15 protein-coding genes are annotated in these 15,559 nt (G+C 72.0%); 5 read left to right on the forward strand and 10 right to left on the reverse strand.

The annotated features are described in order from the left end of the window. Positions 1-50 precede the first annotated feature (50 nt). Positions 51-992: an alpha/beta hydrolase gene (locus Q0W60_RS09280; RefSeq protein ID WP_297694820.1), complete on the forward strand. Its 942-nt coding sequence runs from the start codon at positions 51-53 to the stop codon at positions 990-992. Here the strand turns inward: Q0W60_RS09280 and chrA are convergent. Continuing rightward, positions 989-2,230: a chromate efflux transporter gene (gene chrA / locus Q0W60_RS09285; RefSeq protein ID WP_297694822.1), complete on the reverse strand. Its 1,242-nt coding sequence runs from the start codon at positions 2,228-2,230 to the stop codon at positions 989-991. The genes Q0W60_RS09280 and chrA overlap by 4 nt on opposite strands. 150 nt (positions 2,231-2,380) lie before the next feature. Here chrA and Q0W60_RS09290 point away from each other — a divergent pair, with 150 nt between their 5' ends. Further along, complete coding sequence (locus tag Q0W60_RS09290; protein WP_297694824.1) at positions 2,381-3,466, forward strand: Zn-dependent alcohol dehydrogenase; 1,086 nt, start codon at positions 2,381-2,383, stop codon at positions 3,464-3,466. 114 nt (positions 3,467-3,580) lie between these two features. On the opposite strand, the gene Q0W60_RS09295 is transcribed toward Q0W60_RS09290, so the two are convergent. The 3 genes from Q0W60_RS09295 to Q0W60_RS09305 form a co-directional block, all read right to left on the reverse strand. Further along, positions 3,581-4,582: an HWE histidine kinase domain-containing protein gene (locus Q0W60_RS09295; protein WP_297694826.1), complete on the reverse strand. Its 1,002-nt coding sequence runs from the start codon at positions 4,580-4,582 to the stop codon at positions 3,581-3,583. Positions 4,583-4,763: 181 nt separating this feature from the next. After that, positions 4,764-6,275: a carboxylesterase family protein gene (locus tag Q0W60_RS09300; RefSeq protein WP_297694828.1), complete on the reverse strand. Its 1,512-nt coding sequence runs from the start codon at positions 6,273-6,275 to the stop codon at positions 4,764-4,766. Positions 6,276-6,344: 69 nt separating this feature from the next. Continuing rightward, positions 6,345-6,767, reverse strand: a complete 423-nt coding sequence (locus Q0W60_RS09305; protein WP_297694830.1) for a cytochrome c — start codon at positions 6,765-6,767, stop codon at positions 6,345-6,347. Between the two features lie 73 nt (positions 6,768-6,840). Between Q0W60_RS09305 and Q0W60_RS09310 the strand changes: the two genes are divergently transcribed. Continuing rightward, positions 6,841-7,044, forward strand: a complete 204-nt coding sequence (locus Q0W60_RS09310; protein ID WP_297694832.1) for a hypothetical protein — start codon at positions 6,841-6,843, stop codon at positions 7,042-7,044. 34 nt (positions 7,045-7,078) lie between these two features. On the opposite strand, the gene Q0W60_RS09315 is transcribed toward Q0W60_RS09310, so the two are convergent. From Q0W60_RS09315 to Q0W60_RS09335, 5 genes are all read right to left on the reverse strand, one after another. Then, entirely contained in the window at positions 7,079-7,885 is an 807-nt protein-coding gene (locus tag Q0W60_RS09315) for a 50S ribosomal protein L11 methyltransferase (protein ID WP_297694834.1), read from the reverse strand. Positions 7,886-7,958: 73 nt separating this feature from the next. Next, positions 7,959-8,309 carry an arsenate reductase (glutaredoxin) gene (gene arsC / locus Q0W60_RS09320; protein WP_297694836.1) on the reverse strand — a complete coding sequence of 117 codons (351 nt, stop codon included), beginning with the start codon at positions 8,307-8,309 and terminating at the stop codon, positions 7,959-7,961. 30 nt (positions 8,310-8,339) lie between these two features. After that, positions 8,340-10,721, reverse strand: a complete 2,382-nt coding sequence (locus Q0W60_RS09325) for a M20/M25/M40 family metallo-hydrolase (RefSeq protein WP_297694838.1) — start codon at positions 10,719-10,721, stop codon at positions 8,340-8,342. 112 nt (positions 10,722-10,833) lie between these two features. Then, a complete protein-coding gene (gene ctrA / locus Q0W60_RS09330) occupies positions 10,834-11,529 on the reverse strand; it encodes a response regulator transcription factor CtrA (RefSeq protein ID WP_297694840.1) in 696 nt (231 codons plus the stop codon). Between the two features lie 234 nt (positions 11,530-11,763). Continuing rightward, positions 11,764-12,846, reverse strand: a complete 1,083-nt coding sequence (locus Q0W60_RS09335) for a hypothetical protein (RefSeq protein ID WP_297694842.1) — start codon at positions 12,844-12,846, stop codon at positions 11,764-11,766. Positions 12,847-13,040: 194 nt separating this feature from the next. Between Q0W60_RS09335 and fliI the strand changes: the two genes are divergently transcribed. Together fliI and Q0W60_RS09345 are read left to right on the forward strand one after the other, a co-directional pair. Then, a complete protein-coding gene (gene fliI, locus Q0W60_RS09340; RefSeq protein ID WP_297694843.1) occupies positions 13,041-14,378 on the forward strand; it encodes a flagellar protein export ATPase FliI in 1,338 nt (445 codons plus the stop codon). Continuing rightward, entirely contained in the window at positions 14,375-14,785 is a 411-nt protein-coding gene (locus Q0W60_RS09345; RefSeq protein WP_297694845.1) for a flagellar FliJ family protein, read from the forward strand. The genes fliI and Q0W60_RS09345 overlap by 4 nt, the downstream gene beginning before the upstream one ends. A 30-nt stretch (positions 14,786-14,815) precedes the next feature. On the opposite strand, the gene Q0W60_RS09350 is transcribed toward Q0W60_RS09345, so the two are convergent. Next, positions 14,816-15,559 (reverse strand): hypothetical protein (locus tag Q0W60_RS09350; protein WP_297694847.1); only part of this gene is annotated, 744 nt, incomplete at its 5' end.

Raw genomic sequence — 15,559 nt, forward strand, 5'->3', positions numbered from 1 at the left:
CGTGCGTTTGCGCCACCAGGTGACAGTGTAAGCCTGAGGAGATTGCGAACGTGCCGCGGAAACGGCCGAAGGGTGTTCTCGCCATGGGGTGGGCCTGCATCGAAGCGGCGGCCACCGGGCGGACCGAGCACAAGCCGTTGGCCGAGGACTATCCGGAGCACGTCGTGCGCCGCACCAGCTTCACGGCCGGCGGCGGCCATGGCTGGACGATCTCGGCGCTGCACACCCCGCGTGAGACCCCGCCCGCCTGGAAGATCGTGGTGATCACCGGCGCGCCGTCCTGGGCCGAGTACTGGGCCGAGACCCTGGCCGAGCTGCCGCCGGATCGCGAGATGATCGTCGTCGACCGGCCGGGCTACGGCGCCTCCGAGCCGCTGCATCCGGTCACCGACATCGCCGTCCAGGCCGAGGCGCTGGCCCCGGTGCTTGCGGCGCCGCAGGGCCAGCAGGTGCTGCTGGTCGGCCAGTCCTACGGCGCGGCGATCGCGGCGCTGATGGCCGCGGCCAATCCCGGCAAGGTGGCTGGCCTCGTGCTGCTCTCCGGCTTCTTCGGCGAGCCGGGGCCCACCGCCCGCTGGCTGCTCGACGTGGGCTCCAGGGCCCTGAAGGTGATCCCCCGCGACCTGCGCCACGCGGTGATCGAGGCGAGCGGTCAGAAGGCGCAGCTGGCGCGCGCCGAGCGCGCGCTCGGCCGCCTTTCGATCCCGATCCACATGATCCACGGCGACAAGGACGATTTCGCCCCGATCGAGATCGCCGAGCGCATGGCCCGCGAGACGGTGACCCGCCGGCCGATCCGCTTCGTGCGCGCCGACGGGGCCAACCACTTCCTGAACGACGGGCCGCCGGAGCAGCTGATCGCCGCGCTCGAGGCCTGCATCCCGGCCCGCAAGGCGTGGACCTTCCGCTGGCCGCAGATGCCGAAGTTCGCGATGCCCGCGTTCCGCCTGCCGCAGCCGCAGCCCACGACGCAGACCGCGCGGGCGTCCTAGACCACCGCCTGCGACCAGAGCCCGGTTGTCACCGCAAAGCCGATCACCACCAGCCAGGGCGGCAGTCTCGCGATCGCCAGGAACACCCAGGCGGCGGCGACCAGCGCCCAGTCGCTGGGCCGCTGGACGGTCGAGGTGAGCACCGGATTCCACAGCGCCGCGGCGAGCAGGCCCACCACGACGGCGTTCAGGCCGGCGAGCGCGCCGCGGGCCGCGGGCAGAGCCTTCAGCCGGTCCCAGAACGGCAGCACGCCCACGATCAGCAGCAGGCTCGGCAGGAAGATCGCCGTGACGCAGACGAGGCCCGTGCGCCAGCCCGCGGCGGCGTAGGTCTGGGCGGCGCCCACGAAGCCCGCAAACGAGAACAGCGGGCCCGGCAGCGCCTGCACCGCGCCGTAGCCCGCCAGGAAGGTGTCACGGTCGAGCCAGCCGCGGCCGACGATGTCGCGGTCGAGCAGCGGCAGCACGACGTGGCCGCCGCCGAACACCAGCGAACCGGTGCGGTAGAACACGCTGGCCAGCCCCAGCAGGGGGCTCTGCAGCTTGCCCGCGGCGAACGGCAGCACCACCAGGAGCAGGGCGAACGTCGTCAGGGCCGCGCCCGAGACCGCCGGGGGCACCTGGTGGGTGGCCGCATCGTCCGGGACGTCCGGGGCCGGCTCGCGCAGCCAGGCCAGGCCGAACAGCCCGCCGGCGATCAGCGCGAAGATCTGCGGCGCGGAGCCCGCGCCGTGCGAGATCAGCACGCCCGCGCCCGCGCCCAGCGCCATGCCGGCCCGGATCGGGCCTACCGCCAGCCGCCGCGCCATCGCGATCAGCGCCTGCAGCACCACCGCCGCGGCGGCGATCTTCAGGCCGTGCAGCCAGCCGCCGCCCCATTTGTCGGTGAGCTCTGGGGCAAGGTAGGCGAGTACGATCATCGCCGTGGCCGCCGGCAGGGTGAAGCCCGCCCAGGCCGCGACGAGGCCGAGGTAGCCCGCGCGCCGGAGCCCGATGGCCATGCCGAGCTGGCTGGAGGCCGGGCCGGGCAGGAACTGGGCCAGCGCCAGCAGGTCGGCGAACGCCGCCTCCGACAGCCAGCCCCGCCGCTCGACGAACTCGCGGCGGAAGTAGCCCAGGTGCGCCACCGGCCCGCCGAACGCGGTCAGCCCCTGCTTCAGGAAGGCGAGGAACACCTCGCCCGGCCCGCCGCGCTTTGCGGCGGGCGTCTGCGCGATGGTGGGCTCGGCCTCGGCCATGGCTTCCCTCTAGAGGCGATGGCGCCCGCCCTGTCGACTTGATTTTGCGCAAGCTTCCCTCGGGAAACCCCTTGGCCCGGCGATCTGAACGGCGATAAGGCTTCTTGCGACGAACGCCCGAAGGGCGGATCCAAGTTGGGAGGGAAAGCCATGAAGGCCGCAGTCCTGCGCGAAGTCAGAACGCCGCTGCAGATCGAGGACGTGCAGATCAACAAGCCCGGCCCGCACGAGGTGCTGATCCGCACCGCCGCCGCCGGCGTCTGCCACTCCGACCTGCACTTCATCGAGGGCTCCTATCCGCATCCGCTGCCGGCCGTGCTCGGCCACGAGAGCGCCGGCGTCGTCGAGGCGGTGGGGTCCGAGGTGCGTACGGTGAAGCCGGGCGATCACGTGATCACCTGCCTCTCGGCTTTCTGCGGCCACTGCGAGTTCTGCCTGACCGGCCACATGAGCCTGTGCGTGTCGCCGGAGACCAAGCGCGCGCCCGACGAGGAGCCGCGCCTGAAGTCGGACAAGGGTCCGATGGTCCAGTACCTGAACCTCTCCTCGTTCGCCGAGCAGATGCTGATCCACGAGCACGCCTGCGTGGCCATCCGGCCCGACATGCCGCTCGACCGCGCCGCCCTGATCGGCTGCGGGGTGATGACCGGCGTGGGCGCGGCGATGCATACGTCGAACGTCCGGCCCGGCGACACGGTGGCGGTGATCGGCCTGGGCGGCGTGGGCCTCGCGGCCGTCAACGGCGCGGCGATCGCCGGCGCCAGCCGGATCATCGGCATCGACATGGCGCCCGGCAAGGAGAACATGGCCAAGGCGTTCGGCGCGACCGACTTCATCTGCGCCAAGGACACCGACCCGGTGAAGGAGGTCATCGAGATGACCAAGGGCGGCGTCCAGCACTCGTTCGAGGCGATCGGCCTGGCCAAGACCGCCGAGCAGGCGTTCAACATGCTGCGCCGCGGCGGCACCGCCAACGTGATCGGCATGATCCCGGTCGGCCAGACCATCAGCCTGATGGGCGCGGCCTTCCTGGGCGAGAAGCGCATCCAGGGCTCGCTGATGGGCTCCAACCGCTTCCCGGTCGACATGCCGCGGCTGGTCGACTTCTACCTGGCCGGCAAGCTGAAGCTCGACGACATGATCTCGCGGCGGCTGAAGCTCGAGCAGGTCAACGAAGCCTTCGAGGAGATGAAGACCGGCGCCGTCGCCCGCTCCGTGATCGTCTTCGACGCGTAGGCAGGAACCACGGAATCCACGGAAGGGGCGCTCTTCGGGCCGCCCTTGCGTGTTGGCCACGGATGCGCACGGGATGCGCTTGCGCGCGCCGGCGCGCGTTGCGGCGCGAAGGTGCTAGGCCGTCAGCCTGGCCTTCCGCATCCGCAAGGTCGCGACGAGGCCGCTTTCCTGCCAGTCGTAAGACAGCGCGCCGTCCAGATCGCGCGTGATGCTGCGCGCGATCAGCTGGCTCCCGAACCCATGCATGTCCGGGGCGCCTGAAATCGCCGGACCGCCGGTTTCGGCCCAGACGACGAGCAGGTCGTCGTCATCCGTGGTGCTGGAGATGTCGAGGATCCCGCTTTCGGCCGACAGGGCGCCGTGCTTCACCGAATTCGTCGCCATCTCGTGGATGACCAGCGCCAGGGTGGTGGCGGTCCGCTCTCCGACCCCCATCCTCGGCACCGCGACCCGGATGCGGCGGGCGAAGGCGCCGGGATCGTCATAGGGAGCGAGCAGAACCGAGAACAGGTCGCCCAGCAGCGCCGCCTTGCCCTCCTGGCCCGGCAAGGGACGAACCAGGTCGTGGGCCCGGCCCAGGGCCCTCAGGCGTTCGGTCAGGACTTGCGCCATGTCGGCCGCCGATGTCGTCGACCGCGAGGTGATGTGCGCCAGACCCGTGGCGATCGCCAGCAGGTTCTTGACCCGATGGCTCATCTCGCCGGCGAGCAGCTCGTGACCTTCCTCGGCCTGCTTGCGTCCGGTCACGTCCAGGAAGATGCCGAACATCACCCGATCGACGATGCCTTCATCGGCCCCTTGGCCGCGGGCCGAGATCCAGCGCACCTCGCGGCCCAACATGATGCGAAAATCGATTTCGTAAGGTCCGGCGACCGAGCGGGTCGCCGTAAAGGCCGCGCGCACTCGATCGCGGTCGGCCGGGTGGATATGGGCGGACAACTCCTCGAAGGCGACCTCCTCCGAGCAGGGCAAGCCCCACAGGCCGAAGGCGCGCTCGTCCATGGTGAAGCGGTCCGTGTCGACCTGCCACGACCATAGCGCGACGTTGGCGGCGTCGATCGCCAGGCGCAAATGCTCCGGTCGCCAGACCCGGGAGGCTGCTTCCTGTACAGACAAGCTATTGAACTCCCGGAAAAACCTCGCTGCCGGGACCGACGGCTGCGGGCACCCTAGTCACATCCGCGCCCTCTGGGCTATCGACACCTGTCGGCGCGTGCCGTCGGCTTTCGAGGCGTGCGCCCCGCGTAGGCCATTGCCGCGGTGACGCCGCCCGGCCCCGTCACCGAACAGATCCGGCTCAGCCGTGCAGCACCTTGCGGATCTCGGACAGCGGATCGCGCTCCACCCGGCTCTCCAGGTCGAAGATCTTCGTCGCCCGGCCGCGCGCGTCATAGGCCGGCCACCCCGGATCGCCGGTGCGGGCGAAGGCCAGCCACGCCGAGCTCATCTGGTCGGCGAGCCTCTGCGGCTCGTCGCCGCGGCCCACGAAGTTGCGCGCCTTCTCGACGTTGTCGAACACCAGCGGGATCTCGATCGCATGGGGCGAGCGCAGCCGCCCCTTCGCGACCGGCGTCTCCCAGGTGAGCAGGTACATGAAGACCGGCGCGGCGCCTTGCGCGGCCTTGCGCTCGGCGAGCTTCACGGAGTTGCCCCACATGCCGCTGACCGTGCCGATCGCCGAATAGATGTGGGTCTCGCTGTAGTCGGGATAGGCGCGCCGGAGCGCCGCCACCAGCTCGTCGGCCCGCTCGCCCGCCACGCCCTTCGCCTGCTTGGCGATGTCATCCTCGGTGAAGGCGCCGAACCGCGGATGGCTGAACAGGAACAGGGTGTTCTCGTCCTTGTTGGTGCCGATCAGCAGCGGCACGTCGGCGTTCAGCGGGCTGGCGTCCGGCTCGAAGGGATCGCGCGGGATCACCTCGCCGTCGCGCACCGGGGTGTAGAGGCGCATGGCCTCGCCCGGGAGCTTCACCGAGGCGTGCGAGATGGTCTCGGTGGACAGCGCCGCCAGCGCCTCGGGCGTCGAGACCCCGAGCTCGGCCAGCAGCTGCCGGGCGACCTCGGCGGCGTCCGCCTTGGGCTTGGCGGTCAGGCCTGGCCCGGACTGGATGATGGCCTTGTGGAACAGGCCGCGGGCCGAGGGCATGGCCAGGAGCAGCGACACCTTCCAGCCGCCGCCGCTCTCGCCGAAAATGGTCACGTCGCCCGGATCGCCGCCGAACGCCTCGATGTTGTCGCGCACCCATTCCAGCGCCTGGACGATGTCGATCATGCCGGCGACGCCGGATTTCGCGTACTCGGGCCCGAACGCCTCGCCCAGGTGCAGGTAGCCGAACACGTTCAGGCGGTGGTTGACGGTGACCGTCACCACGTCGCCTTTGCGGGCCAGCGCGCCGCCGTCGTACATCGCAGCGCCGCCTGACCCGTTGGCGAAACCGCCGCCGTGCAGCCACACCATCACCGGCCGGCGCGCGCGGTCGAGGCCGGGCGTCCAGACGTTCAGGAACAGGCAGTCCTCCGACGAGGCCGGCTCGTCGGGCGCCGGCGGGTCGCCCGGCGAGGTGCGCCGCTCGCCGGGCGCGAGGCCCGACTGGATGGCCGGCGCGCCGTACTGCGTGGTCTCCAGCGGCTCGCTCCAGGGCGCCGGCCGCGCGGGCGGCTTGAAGCGGGCGAGCCCGGTCGGCGGCGCGCCGTAGCGGACGCCCTTGAACACCGAGAGCCCGTCCTCGCGATAGCCGCGCACCGGCCCGTTCGAGGTTCCGACCGCATCGGTGAGCGCGCGCGGCGCCAGCGCCAGATCGTCCGCCATGTCCATCTCCCGACAATGGGCGCGTCATCGTCGCGCGCCCTTGCCAGGCATTCTGGCGCCGATCCCGAGCTAGCGTCCAGCGAGGCTGCCGAGCGAGGTGTCTTGGTGGGTCTGGATCGACTTCAGATAGGCGATGATCGAACGCACATCCTTGGGGGAAAAGCGGAACTCGGGCATGGCGGGGTGACCCGTCAGCAGCCCCTCCGCGAGCGCCTCGGCGAGGTCGTCGATCTGATAGCGGGTATGCAGATTGCGGAACGGCGGCGCCGCCTTGTCGGGACTGACTCCGACGGCTCCGATGGCGTGGCACCCGGCGCAGTGGCGCCGGACCAGCATTTCCCCGCGGGCGAGCTCGGCGGGCTGGGCGGCCGCCGATCCGCCGACGGCGAGCAGGGCGAGGAGGACCAGGGCGCCGCGCATGGCCCACCCGAACACCGTGCGGCGCGACGAGCCTTGATCCGGATCAAGCCGCCGTCTTCGGCCGCGCTCCATTTCGAGTCTTCGGGATGAACCGGCCGGCGGCCGACGTTGGACCCCTGTCGCAAGAATCAGGAGCTCCGAAGGGATGGCACGTTACTCGGTGCGCCGCGCCTCATGGCTGCTCTGGCGCTGGCAGGTGGAGCTCGACGGCCGCATGCCGGCGGGCGGCTTGAGCCTGAGCCGGCGCGGCGCGCGATGGGCGGCGCGCACCTATATCCGCAAGACGCGCGAACAGCGCCTCACCGCGCCCGAGCGCCCGCAACCCGCCGAGGCGCGCCGCGCGCCCTAGCCGCGTCGCGGCCGCCACGTGATCCGGACCTTCTTCACCCCGCGCGTTTCGGCCGCATGACCAGCCACGGCGTCGGCTGGGCGCGCCATTCCCAGACCGCCAGCAGCTGGTCCAGGTGCGGCAGGGGCTTCAGCCAGGGCGGCAGCTCGAAGGTCTTCGGCTGCTGGTCGACGCGCAGGATCTCGTGGGTGGGCGAGAACCGCGCGACCATGGTCGCAATGGCGCCCGGCCGGTAGAGGTCGTGCGTCTCGACGATGATGCTCATGCCGGCCAGCGCCGGGCTGAGCCCCGGCTGCAGCACGTCGACCTCTGCGCCCTCGGCGTCCAGCATCACCAGCGCCCGCTTGCCCTTGAACGCCTCGAACCCGTCCGGCTTGAACTCGCCGCCGATGATCACCCGCTCGGCGACGCCGTTCTTGGCCGCGAGCTCGGCGCAGGCTTTGCGCGCCCTTTCGTCGATGTCGTAGGCATGGACGGTGACCGCGGGCATCAGCCGCGCCAGGCCCACCGCGTAGTAGCCCTCCGCGCAGCCCACATCGATCACGCAGTCCAGCCCCTCGGCCGCGAACGCCGCCAGGTGCGGGTGCAGCTCGGATTCGTAGGTGCCGAGCAGCCGCGGGACCAGGGCGCCCTCGGTCGCCGCGCCGACGTACTCCATGCCCTTGAACGGCCCGCCCCAGATCGTCGTGCCCTGGTGGCGCATGAAGGTGTTGGCCAGCATCTGCGAGCGCCAGCGGCCAAGCAGACGAAGCAGCTGGTAGACCAGGTCGGCTGGCGGCTCGGCGGGCCAGCCCTGCACCATGGCGCGGGTCAGGTTGGCCACGTGGGTCGTGAGGCTCATGGCCGCGGGCTTAAGCGCCGCGCCCGGGCCGGGCAAGCTTCGGGTCTCGCGACGGATCGCCTGGCCGAGCGCCTCAGATCAGGCCCAGCACCTTCTCCTTGGGCCGGCAGAGCGCCGCGCCCTTGGCGGTCACCACGATCGGGCGTTCAACCAGGATCGGGTTCTCGGTCATCGCCTTGACGATCGCCTCGTCGCTGACCCCAGGGTCGGTGAGGCCGCGCGCCTCGGCGTCGGTGCCGCGCACCCTGAGCGCCTCGCGCGGCGAGACGCCCATCTGCTTGAACAGGTCCTTGAGCTGCGGCTCGGTCCAGCCCGCCTTCAGGTATTCGATCACCTTCGGCTTCAGCCCCTTCTCCCGCAGCAGCTCCAGCGTGCCGCGCGAAGTCCCGCAGTTCGGATTGTGGAAGATGGTGATGTCGCTCATGGGCTCACCGCTTAGCCAAAACCGTTCCGATCACCAAGCAAACCGCGCCGACTTCAGCACCAGGGTGGTGTCGGAGACGTCGAACGGCATCAGGTTCGCGGGCCGCGGCGGCAGCGGCGTCGCGCCGGCCGGCCAGCTCTTCACGTCGACCGCGGTCTGCACCTGCAGCCGCCCGGGGCTGATCGGCCGCAGCACCAGGTCGAGGCCGTTCGGGGCGACGTTCCAGACCACCCGCTCGGCGGCGCCCGGCGCAAGCGTCACGTCCTGGGGCGCGCCCTGCGCCTCGCGGAGCGCCAACGGGGTGTTCGGCGTCAGGTTCAGGACCAGCGTCCGCGCCCCGGCCGGTGGCGTCACGTGCAGCCGCAGGTCGCCGTCGGCGGCCCGTGAGAAGGCGATCGTCGCGGCCGGCGCGGGGAGGTAGCGCGCCGGCGCCGCCTCGGCCCCGCGCAGGGGCCAGGTGTTCGAGACGGTGATCCGCCCGCCGTCGCTCTTCAGCACCGCGTCGGACCACGGCGAGCCGGAGCCGCGCGGCCGGTAGCGCCAGGCGTGGCCGCTGTCCTGGTCGATCAGGTACTCGACATAGGCCAGCTGCGGATAGCGCGGCGAATAGGGGTCGGCGAACCGCACGACCGCGGTCAGCGCCAGGCCGAGGATCAAGAGCGCCGGGCCGAGCAGCCGCTCGGGCGGCGCGCCTTCCGCCGGCTGGGCGAGCGGCCAGACGATCAGGGCGGCCAAGAGCACCGGAAGCGCGAGCAGCTCGACCAGATCGAGGCTGGTGTAGGCGCCGTGCGTCAGGCCGCCCAGCCAGCCGAGCACCGCCGCGGCCAGCGCCGCGAGCACCGCCAGCGCGACCGGACCCCTGCGCGCGCCTGCGTCGGTGGCGACCGCAGCCAGCGCCGCCAGCGCCAGCGGCCAGGCGATCACGAAGGCGGCGAGCGGGGCGGCGATCTGCGCGGCGATCCCCAGGACCAGGCCGAAGATCAGCACGCCGGACCAGGCGCCGGGGCGGCTCACCGGCCGGCCATAGGCTGCGACGCCGATCACGGCGGCGGCGACGCCCAGCCCCAGGCCGAACGGATCGAACCCGCCGAACAGCGAGCTGGCCAGGCCTGCGGCCAGCGGCAGGAAGGCGATCTGCCGGCGGCCGCGCGCGAGCTCGGCCGCCGCGGTCAGCAGGAAGCCCAGGCCGATCAGCACCAGGGCGATCTCCCAGCGGGTGACCTGGGCCAGCAGGAAGCGCTGCGGGATATAGCCGAACCCGGCGCCGGTCGCCCGGCGCGCGAAGTGCAGGATCGCCGCCGCGCCGAGCACCGCGAACAGGCAGGCGCCCAGGCCCCGCAGGAGGTCCGTCCAGGGCCACGGCTCGGCCCGACGCGCGCGGACGATGGCGATCGCGATCAGCACGGCCGAGACGGCCAGGATCAGCCATCCGATCAGCGGCGCATAGGCGAGGACCAGGTTCCCGAACAGCTGGCTGTAGACCACGTCCGGCGTGCGGGCGGGCAGGGCGGGGGCGAAGGCCGCGGCCTGCGCCACCCCCAGCACCTGCTGGCCCATGTCCTGCAGCGAGCCCTGGTCGAGCGTCGCCGGGATCGAGGTCGGCGAATGGTAGTCGAACTGGCGTCCGGTGAAGGCGTAGTTCAGCCCCGCGATCCCCGCCTTGCGCGAGATGGTGAAGTCGGTGTCGTTGGGCATGTGCTGGTAGATGAAGACGGTCAGCGAGGACGACGACGGCCGGGGCGCGGCCTTGCGCATCAGCGCGATCGCGCCGCCGTTGCCGGCGCCGGTCTGGAACATCTGCACGCGGCCGGCGTCGCCGCGCGCCTCCATGTTGATCAGGAAGCCGACATGCCGGGCCGCCGGGTCGCGGTTGAAGAAGGCGTCGGCGCCCAGGAGCCCGGCCTCCTCGCCGTCGGTGAACAGCACCATCACGTCGCGGGCGGGCGCGCCCTTGGTCTTCAGCGCCCGGATGACTTCCAGCGCCGAGACCACGCCCGCGCCGTCGTCGGCCGCGCCGGAGGAGGCCGGCACGCTGTCGTAGTGGGCCATCAGCGCCACGGCGGGCTGGCTGCGGTCGCGCCCCGGCAGGACGCCCAGGATGTTCTCCACCTCGCCGCCCAGGAAGACGCCCTTCGCCCGGGGGCTGGCGTAAGCGGCGACGCCGCGGCGGACCTGCGGGGAGAGCCCGAGCTGCGTCATCCGCTGCAGCAGGTAGTCGCGGACCTTGTGGTTGGCCTCCGAGCCGATCGGGTGCGCGACCGGCGCGATCGCCCGGTCGTCGACCATCGCCCGCTCGGCGGAGAAGGCGCCCGGCGGCGCGCTGGCCGGCGCCGGGGGCGGCGGCCGCAGGGAGGCCCAGGCCAACGCGCTTCCCACGATGAGCGCCAGGACCAGCGCGACCAGACGTTGCATGAGCGCCCTCCCCGAGCGGTTGCCCGGGGCCGAACCTAGCCTTGCCGTGGCGAAAAGAAAAACGCCCGCTGGTCAGGGCGGGCGTCGCACTCTCCTCGAACGAACGCAGGCGTCAGGCGGCGATCGCGCCTTCCTGGGGATCGCGAAGCACGTAGCCCCGGCCCCAGACCGTCTCGATGTGATGCTTGCCGTTGGCGGACGCGGCCAGCTTCTTGCGCAGCTTGCAGATGAACACGTCGATGATCTTCAGCTCGGGCTCGTCCATGCCGCCGTAGAGGTGGTTGAGGAACATCTCCTTGGTCAGCGTCGTGCCCTTGCGCAGCGAGAGCAGCTCCAGCATCTGGTATTCCTTGCCGGTCAGGTGCACGCGCAGGCCGTTCACCTCGACCGTCTTGGCGTCCAGGTTGACCACGATGTCGCCGGTCTTGATCACCGACTGGGCGTGGCCCTTGGAGCGGCGGACCACGGCGTGGATGCGGGCGACCAGCTCGTCCTTGTGGAACGGCTTGGTCATGTAGTCGTCGGCGCCGCCGGAGAAGGTCTTCACCTTGGTCTCGATCTCGGCCGTGCCGGAGAGGATCATGATCGGGGTGTTGATCTTGCCGACCCGAAGCGTGCGCAGCACGTCCATGCCGCTCATGTCCGGCAGGTTGAGGTCGAGCAGGATCAGGTCGTAGTCATAGATCTTGCCCAGGTCGACGCCTTCCTCCCCGAGGTCGGTGGTATAGACGTTGAACCCTTCGGACTTCAGCATCAGCTCGATGCTTTGGGCCGTCGCGCTGTCGTCCTCGATCAACAGTACGCGCATAGATCTCTCCTACCCTTGACCCTGACCGCCCCGCGAATTCTGTGAATCCGCCCCGATGCTCGCCGTTAACTTGCCAGCGAGTTAATTTAAGACTGGTTAATGAGTGATGTCCCCGCGAGCCGAATCGTTAATCTGATTTGAGATTCGGCTTCAAGCGGCTCCGCGCCGCCCGCGACTCCGCCGGCCGTTGAATCTTTTGTGATTGGACGCCGGCCCCGAAGCAGCCTTGCCCGGTCAGGCGGCGCGGGAGGCCCCGGCGGCTTCCGGGGCGGCGAGCCAGGCGGTCCAGCGCCGCAGCTGCGCCTCGGCGGAGGCCGGCGGCGCGCCCTCGGCCGGCTCCCCGCCGGCGATCAGCCGGGCGATCCGCCAGATCGCGAGCGCCGTCTCGAAGGAGTAGAGTCTGGCCAGGCTGACGGCCCCCCGGCGCGCGGGCGTCGCCTCGCCCGGGTCTGTCACCAGCCCCTCTTGCGGGGCCCCGAAGCGGCGGCAGACGCGCGCGTTGGAGGCGCCGAACGCCGCCCGCAGCCGCGCCTCGACCCAGGGCGGATTGTCGACCGCGTCGACGTGGGCGGCCATGGCGGCGACCGCGGCCTGCTCCGGCCCGGAGAGCTCGCGCTGCATGCGGTTGCGGTAGAAGCGGCCGAGGTTGAGGCGCGGCGGGTCGCGCTCGTTGGCCCGGGCCCGCAGGTGCTCGGCGGGGATCACGTCCGGCGGCGCGCCGATCGCGGCCAGGAAGTCGCTGACCGTCGAGCCGCCCGCCAGGGCGTGGTAGTTGCGCGCCACCACCTTCGCGCCGTCCAGGCCCGCCGGCCCCTCCAGCGCGCGGGCGAAGTCGAACTGGAAGCGCCATTCCTTGCGCCGCACCGCGCCGTGCTCGACGGCCTCCTCGACGAACGCGGCGTACTCCTCGCCGAAGCCCTCCTTCAGGCACTGCCGATAGAGCGAGGCGAGATAGCTCGCCTGGCTGCGCAGATAGACGACGAAGGTCACGCCGTGCCCGGTCTCGCGCGCCAGCGCCGCCAGCGGCGCCAGCGCCTGCGCGTTCGCCAGCAGGCCCTCGAAGTCCTCGCTCGAGATGATCACGTCGCCGGCGAAGCCCTGGATCTCCGGGCGCAGCGCCTCCAGCCCGCCGACCAGCGGATTGAACCGCCGGTCGCGGCTCAGCTGCCAGGCGATGTTGTGGTGCCCGATCACCTCTCCGCGGCCGCTCCGCGGCGCCAGGAACCCGGCCGCCTTCAGCCGCTCGGCGTGTGTGCCCAGCACCCACTGCAGCGAGCTGGTGCCGGTCTTGTGCAGGCCGCAGTGGACGAAAAGCATCGGCGCGCGATCCAGGGGAGGGTCCGGCTGCACATAGGGGTTCCCGGCCAGGCGGTGAAGCGGGAATCCCACACCCAGCGCGGGTATCCACAGGCAAATGGCCGCTGGCCCGCCGCGCCGGCCGCGGCCGCGATCTTCACCACCCCTTAACGACGAACGCCGAATTCTGAGACCCGAGTCTCCGAGGGGCGTTCGTGCAGAGTCTGGTGGCCGCCGTCGAGCGGCTGGATCCGTTGACGGTGTCGGGGCGGGTGGCGGCGGTTCACGGCCTGCTGATCGAAGCCCGCGGCGGCCTCTCCCGCCTGCCGGTCGGCGCCCGCGCCGAGATCGAGCGCTTCGGGGCCGGGCCGTTGCCGGCCGAGGTGGTCGGCTTCCGCGAGGCCCGCGCGCTCCTGATGCCGTTCGGCTCGATCGAAGGCGTCGCGCCCGGCGCCGGGATCCGCATCGAGCCGATGGGCTCGGCGGTGCGCCCCACCAAGGGCTGGCTCGGCCGCATCGTCGACGCCTTCGGCGCCCCGATCGACGGCAAGGGCCCGCTGCCCACGGGGAACGCGCCCTACGCCCTGCGCGCCGCCCCGCCGCCGGCCCACGCCCGCGCCCGGGTCGGCGAGCGGCTCGACCTCGGCGTGCGCGCCATGAACGTCTTCGCCACCTGCTGCCGCGGCCAGCGGCTGGGCGTGTTCGCCGGCTCCGGGGTCGGCAAGTCGGTGCTGCTCTCCATGCTGGCCAAGAACGCCGAGTGCGACGCCGTCGTCGTCGGCCTGATCGGCGAGCGGGGCCGCGAGGTCCGCGAGTTCATCGAGGAGACGCTGGGCGAGGAGGGGCTGAAGCGCGCCGTGGTGGTGGTCGCCACCTCCGACGAGCCGGCGCTCAAGCGCCGCCAGGCCGCCTACATGACCCTCGCCATCGCCGAGTTCCTGCGCGACCAGGACCTCGAGGTGCTCTGCCTGATGGATTCCGTCACCCGCTTCGCCATGGCCCAGCGGGAGATCGGGCTGGCGGCCGGCGAGCCGCCGACCACTAAGGGCTACACCCCCACCGTCTTCACCGAGCTGCCGAAGCTCCTGGAGCGCGCCGGCCCCGGCCCGGTCCGCCCGGACGGCACCCGCGCCGGCCCGATCACCGGCCTGTTCACCGTCCTCGTCGACGGCGACGACCACAACGAGCCGATCGCCGACGCCGTGCGCGGCATCCTCGACGGCCACATCGTCATGGAGCGGCCGATCGCCGAGCGCGGCCGCTTCCCGGCGATCAACGTCCTGAAGTCGATCAGCCGCACCATGCCCGGCTGCCAGCGGCCGGACGAGCGCGAGCTGGTCGCCCAGGCCCGCCAGCTGATGAGCGCCTACGCCAACATGGAGGAGCTGATCCGCATCGGCGCCTACCGGGCCGGCTCCGACGCCCAGATCGACCGCGCAATCGCCCTGCACGAGCCGCTCGAGGCCTTCCTCGCCCAGGACAAGGACGAGACCATGAGCCTCGACGTCGCCTTCGCCGGGCTCGCCGGCATCCTCGCGAGCGCAGCGGCATGAGCTGGTCGGCCTCGCTGATCAAGCTCGCCGCCTACGAGGTGGAGGTCTGCCAGGGCCGCCTCGCCGACGTCGCCGCCCGCCGTGGCGAGGCCGAGATGCGGCTCGCGGTGCTGGAGGCCGAGGGCCTGGCCGAGCTCGCCCGCGCCGAGGCCGATCCGATCTCCGGCCTCTACCAGGCGGCGTTCATGCAGGCGCTGCGCGCCCGCAAGGCCGAGGCCCGCGCCCGCATCGCCGCGCTCGCCGCCGAGGAGCAGGGCGCCCGCGACGCCCTCGCCCAGGCCTTCGAGGCGCAGAAGAAGTACGAGCACCTCGCCGAGCAGGCCCGCCTGCGCGAGCGCCAGGCCGAGGGCCGCCGCGAGACCGCCGCCCTCGACGAGCTCGCCCGCCGCCGGAAGGCCGCCGGCTAGCCGAAGCGACGCCGGCGCCCGGCGCATCGCCTACGGCTCCCCCTCGTCGGAGCGCCGCAGCTCCTCCTCGGTCACGTCGCAATAGCGCTTCAGGATCACCGTGAAGTTCCCGGGCGCCTCGGCCTCGGTCTTCAGCCGGTGCACGGTCTCGGCCAGCACCACGCGCGCATCGTACTTCCGGGGCGCCAGCCGCGCCGCCTGCCAGCGGATCGCGTCGAACCGCAGCCTATCGGCGTGCACGCTCCGCGGCGTCGCCGCCATCGCCACCTCGCGGGCCATGTCGGCCAGCGTCTCGGCCTGCCGCTGCCTGGCCCGCACATAGGCCGCCTCGAACTCCGGATAGCGCTCGATCCAGTCGTAGACCGCGCTCGCGCACGGCATCTGCGGATCGCGCGCGATCGCGACCAGGCTCTCGCCCTCCGCCAGCCGCTCGCAGATCTCGGCGGCCAGCTCGGGGGTGTAGAGGCTCCTCGCCCCGCTCCGCCTGCGCACCCGCGCCTGCGCCGCGAACCGCGCCTTCAGCGTCGCCGCCCGCGCCGCCGCCCGCGCCTGATGCCTGGCCGCCTGCAGCGCCGCCCCGAAGGCCGCATGCCGCTCGGCCCACGTCAGCACCGTCGAGGCCCACGGCATCCGCGGATCCTCGCACACGGCGTAGAGCGGCTCCCCCTCGGCCACCCGCCGCACGATCTCGCGCCCCTTGGCCTCCGTGAAGCTGCTCGCCCACTGCCCCGCAGGCGCCCGCGCGCCCGCGCCGCCGGCCCCGCCGCCGTCGTC

Source organism: Phenylobacterium sp., assembly GCF_025934275.1.
Taxonomy (GTDB): domain Bacteria; phylum Pseudomonadota; class Alphaproteobacteria; order Caulobacterales; family Caulobacteraceae; genus Phenylobacterium.